The sequence below is a fragment of the Candidatus Parvarchaeota archaeon genome (assembly GCA_016866895.1).
Classification (GTDB): domain Archaea; phylum Micrarchaeota; class Micrarchaeia; order Anstonellales; family VGKX01; genus VGKX01.
In genome coordinates this window covers 1-4,947 of the sequence record VGKX01000091.1, presented here as the reverse complement: position 1 = coordinate 4,947, position 4,947 = coordinate 1, and the positions used below count along the sequence as shown (strand labels likewise).

Genomic DNA, 4,947 nt, shown 5'->3' with positions numbered 1-4,947 from the left:
TGGCTTCGACGGTCATTTCTCCGCCAAGAAGCGAGAAGACGTTTCCTGTTAATATGTTGCCCCTAATCGGGGTTTTCTTTATTGAGCCCCCCTGCCCCTTTTGGCACAAGTATGCAAGGTCAATTACAACTGAAAAATCGCCAGTTGTGGTGTTTGCTGTGTGAGTTCCGTGAAATGAGTGCAACTGAATGTAGCTGCTGCCTGCAAGCTGCTCAAGGGATTTGGCCCGCCCGGGCCGGATTACAAGGTTTGACTCTCCAATTCCGGGAAGAGACTGATAGGACCCTCTTGAGCAATTCCCCAATGCCGCTTCATTGGCCGCCAGGCCCCTATTGCCCGTTTCCCCTGCATGTTGGCTTTGCTGCTTGCAAAAAAGCGAGTACGAACGCGAGTCAAAAAGGAAATTTTTCACAACTCCCTTTTCCACAAGTGTTTTTGGCATTGATGCAACCCCCTCCCCGTCAAACTTGGAATAGGTTGCATTTTGCTCAAGTGGGTCATCGGCAAGAGTCAGGCTTTGCGAAAAAATGCGCTGCCCAAGCTTTCCTGAAAGCCTTGAGACATCGCGCCTGATGTTTTTAGAGTCAAATGACGGCATGAGAATGTCGCCAATAAGCGAAGAAATGGCAGTAAGCTCAAACAAAACATCATACTTGCCAGAAGGGGTTTTTTTAGCCCCGCAGGAGGCTTTTGCATGGCTTGCCGCAAGCTCCCCCTGCTCAGAAAGATTGGCCTCCAGACTTGAAAGCGATTGGGAGGCAATGGCGGCAAAGTACGATGAATCTTGGTACTTTGACTGGATTGACGCGGCTATAGAAGCCTCTTGCGCTGCTGCGTACAAACCGGCTGTATTTGCTATTGAAATTTCTGATGATTCGAGAGAAAAAGAGCCTTCAAGTGCGCTGCAACCCCCTTTTCTTGAGGCTTCAATCAAGGCAGAAAATAGGGATTTTGCATCGCTTTCAGGCAAAGCGGCAATGCGGTGCATCTGCTTTGAGAGCAAAGCAGGGATTGGTGCATATTTTTGCCTGCAGGGAAAAACAAACCCCGGGGCGGCAGTTGAATGGCGGCACAGGGAAAATGCCCTTGACGCAGTCTTTTCAAGCTGGCCTTGCGAGTCGCAAAAGGCAAAACCGAGCCTTCCGTCTTTGTCGCAAACCCTGATGCCAAAACCCTGGGAAAAATCGCTTTCACTTGAGCTGATGGTGTTGTCAAGGCAGGAAAATGAGGTTGACTCGCATTTCTCAAAATACAGCTCAAGGCTTTTGGCGCCATCAGGCTTTATGGAATCGGCAATTGAAGCTAGGTCAATGTCCATTTTCTCACTTTCAGTAGGTTTTCAAAAAAGCGAATTGATTACTCGGCAATGCGCACTAGTAGTATCCATCATCCGGAATTTTATGATGGTGCTTGATCTCGTTGCTTTGGTGCTGGTGACCTCCGTCTGTTGCGCTGCGCTGATGGTTTTGTCCCAAAGCCTTGCCATGGCTGTGCGGCTTTTCATGATGTGAAGCGCGCTTTTGGCTGGCAAAGCGGCCCGACACAGACTCAGCAAAATTCTGGCCTGCTTTTGTGTAGGAAATGAAGGCATAGAAGGCAATGGCAAGGGCGATGAAGGGGACGGAAATCACAATTCCAAGCAAGCTGGCCGCGGCAACAATTATTGCATTGGTGATGAAGGAGGGAAGCATGGATGGATTTTCAAGTGCGGTCTTTAGGCCTTGCGCACTGATTTGTGGCCTTGCATAAAGGGATTTCACAGTTGCATTGAGTGATTGCCTGCCAACAACGCTGAAAGTGTAATCGCCTTGGGCACTTGGAACAAAATTCGCCTGGCCGCTTTTGTCTGCGCGTAATTGCTGCTGGTTTCCTTCTGGGTCGGTTACAAGCACAACTGCAAGCTGTATCGGCCTGCCTGATTCATCAATAACTTCAAGGGATGTTTGGCTGCCTGTGTCAACAAGCTTTGGAGCCTGGATTGCTGCAGGCTTTGGGCTGACTTTGAAATTCACTTTCAGTGAGCCCGATTTTTCTTTGCTGGAAGAGTAGCCCTTTACCAGGATGTTTGTGGAATAGGCGCCATTTTGGGCATTTGGTTTTGGCGCAAGACGAATAGAAATGCCAATTCTGTCTGCAGAATCCAAAAACCCTAGGTTGTCACAGGCCTTTGAGAACTGCTCGGACAGGGCCCCTTCGTATTCGCTTGGGCAGGAAGGCCCCCCTTCATTGGATTCGTCTGAGGCAACTGCATATGCACCTTGAAGTATTGACATGTCACTTGAGGCAATGCTCAAGTTCAAAGGCACGTTGCCCGTGTTTTCAACGTAAAGAGTGTACATCCTGCCGCTGCCAAGTTCCCCAAAGTCAAGCTCATGAGGGATTACGGCAAAATCGGTGTTGGGGGAGATGTTGAGCTTGATTACCCATTGTGAAAAGGCCGGATTCGAAAATGCGCCAAAGACAATAAAAGCTGAAAGGATGTAGGCAAGGGCATTCAAATTTACTTCTGTCTTGGCTGCCATTATTTTGCCCATGCCCTAGTCTATCGGGCGGGAGACTTAAATAACTTGCTACATGAGGTGGCATGTTGCAAGGAAAATAATATGTGAATTAGCGAATCTCAGTTATTTGCAGCGTCCCATTGTATTCACCTATGGGCGAATTAGGAGGTGCAAAAACCGTGATTGCAACAACCCTTTTTTCAGCAAGGCCGTAAAGGGTAAGGGGCCCTTGAAGGACAATGTAAGGCGCTGCAGCCCCGGTTGCATTGAAGTAGATATGCACAGGGGAAGGTAACTTGTTTTCAAGAGTCAGAGTGTTTGTTGATTTGATTAGGGCCGTATTGGTTCCCTGCATTATAGAGCCAAATTCAAGAAGATTTTGAGAGGGGAGATTTATGCCTATTTTCTGCGTGGTTCGCGGTATGATTTTAAAGTGCACAGGGATTGACTGGACGCGGACAGTGCCATTTGGTGGCACGTATAGGTCTTTGGCAAGAGTGGAGGCTGTATCGCTTGCATTACCCATGGACAAATTCTCTTTGTAACTTACAAGTTCAACTGTCTTTTTAATTGTGTTCTTGTTGCCATAGGAATCTGAAACCACTACCTCAATCATATTCTTGCCTTCAGACAGGATTGTTTGAAGCCTGAAAGTGCCATTTGCCATGACTTGTGCGCTCCTGCCGTTAATAACGACCCTGTTTCCCTGGTTTGTTTTTCCAGACACAAAAATTGGAGACTTGTTTGAAAAATCCGGAAAATTGTCAAGCAAAACAAAAAACTTTACTTTCTGGGCCTGGTTTTCCTGCAAGGTGCCAGGAGACTGGTTTTTACCTAAATTGTTTTCTTTGATTGATTCAACGCTCGTGCAGCCAAATAAGACAATTAGGAAAAAAAAGGCGATAAAAATGAAAATCGCAGATTTTGGCCTTGGAATCGAAAGCATGGTTTTACCTTGCACTTAGGGATATTTGCACTCTGATACGGCAGAGTAAAATAAAAATAAGAGTAAAGGCAAAAAGGCTGATTGTAAGGAGATTTAGGTATATGCCAGGGCCAAAAGCCTACTGATTTGCCCTCTCCCTCGTCTCCTTTATAGTCAGGACGCCTTCGTAGTCACCATATGCAAGCTCAGGGGGCACGGCTATTGTCAGCTTGACAAACCTCTGCTCGCCAAGCTTGTAAAGGGTTACTGGCGCGGGGAGCTTGACAACGCCTGAAGCACTGCCGCTAATTGAATACTCAAGATGCACTGCAGAGTCAAGCTTATTGGACAGTGCCATCATTGTCTCAGATGTGGAACCTGGCATCAGTTTTGCCATATCAATGTCAAAGCCGTCCTTGCCTGCTGAAGCCGGGCCAACTCCAAGATGGATTTTGAGCTCCTGGGTGTTTACAACCCCATTAGCTGGTACGTAGCTGTCCTTTGAAGTGTCGATTGGGGCCTGGGGTTTGGTATAAACAATTGTTTTTGTAATTGTCTTCTTATTTCCTGCCTTGTCTGCTGCCACAACCACTATGATATTTTCTCCTTCAACAAGGCTTGCCGAATAGGAAAATTTGCCATTTGCCACCTTTACTGCAGCATCATTGACTTTTACAGTTGCACTCGGCTCGGTTGTACCGCTAAAGTCAAGCAAGGGTTTGTCCGTTGTTTCAGCAAAGCCGGACAATTTCAGCTCAGGCGGAGTTGTGTCCTTTGCGGCAGGACTTTGCGTTTTTGGCGGTGTTTTGACCGGCTCTTTAGAAGGCGGATTTTGCAGCTGGGCTTGCTGGGTGCAGCCGAAAAACAAGATTGAAACAAGTAGAATTGCAAGTAGTTTTTTCATCATGCTCTCACTCCTCGCTATAGTTGTCCTTTGAGGCTGGCTGCTGAGGCTGCTGGTACTGCTCAAACTGCTCCCCCTGGGGCTGTGTGGGGCTTTGAGGTTGTTGCTGCCCGCCTCCCCCGGCTTTGCCTTTCAAAAAGAGTATGGCGCCCAGGAACACCACCACTATGGCTGCTGCGATGAATGTAAAATTGTTGTCCGAGGGCTGTGGAGGAGGCGGCTGGTTACCGGTTGTGTTAGTATTGTTTTGCAACGGAGGGGGCGTTATCGGCTCGCCGCCTATTTTGGATACCACCTGCAGCTTTAGGTCTTTTGTGGCCTTTTTGTCCTTGTAGGTTATTTCAACAGTTGCATCATAAAGCGCTGGCTGTAGGCTTGTAGCATCAACAAAAACCACAAGGTCCGTTGTTGACCAACCTGGGACGCTGGCAGTAGCACTTGGGGCCGTCTGAACAAGGACTTCGGTTCCGCGCATGATTTTGAGAGTTGCTGAAGCCGGAATTGGCTCGTTCCACAAGCTTTTTGCCGGGATTTTGTACTGCTGTATGGAGCCTGCCTGGAGTTTCAGGGGCGCATCCCCGACTTCCAGCGTTTCCTCTCCAATTCTTATTTCGCCT

At 48.0% G+C, this 4,947-nt stretch carries 4 protein-coding genes; all 4 read right to left on the bottom strand.

What is annotated here, in order from left to right; genetic code table 11:
• Window positions 1-1,318 (bottom strand): TldD/PmbA family protein (locus tag FJZ26_04130; protein ID MBM3229593.1); only part of this gene is annotated, 1,318 nt, incomplete at its 3' end.
• Between the two features lie 55 nt (window positions 1,319-1,373).
• On the bottom strand, window positions 1,374-2,534 hold the full coding sequence (locus tag FJZ26_04125) for a carboxypeptidase regulatory-like domain-containing protein (GenBank protein ID MBM3229592.1): 1,161 nt from the start codon (window positions 2,532-2,534) through the stop codon (window positions 1,374-1,376).
• 76 nt (window positions 2,535-2,610) lie between these two features.
• The gene (locus tag FJZ26_04120; GenBank protein ID MBM3229591.1) at window positions 2,611-3,447 is read right to left on the bottom strand and encodes a hypothetical protein; all 837 of its coding nucleotides are present in this window, start codon (window positions 3,445-3,447) and stop codon (window positions 2,611-2,613) included.
• A 118-nt stretch (window positions 3,448-3,565) separates the two neighbouring features.
• Window positions 3,566-4,333: a hypothetical protein gene (locus FJZ26_04115; GenBank protein MBM3229590.1), complete on the bottom strand. Its 768-nt coding sequence runs from the start codon at window positions 4,331-4,333 to the stop codon at window positions 3,566-3,568.
• Window positions 4,334-4,947 lie beyond the last annotated feature (614 nt).

Coding starts and splice junctions, on each gene's coding strand:
- FJZ26_04125 (MBM3229592.1), bottom strand. CDS start 2,534: ATGGGCAAAATAATGGCAGCCAAGACAGAAGTAAATTTGAATGCCCTT.
- FJZ26_04120 (MBM3229591.1), bottom strand. CDS start 3,447: ATGCTTTCGATTCCAAGGCCAAAATCTGCGATTTTCATTTTTATCGCC.
- FJZ26_04115 (MBM3229590.1), bottom strand. CDS start 4,333: ATGATGAAAAAACTACTTGCAATTCTACTTGTTTCAATCTTGTTTTTC.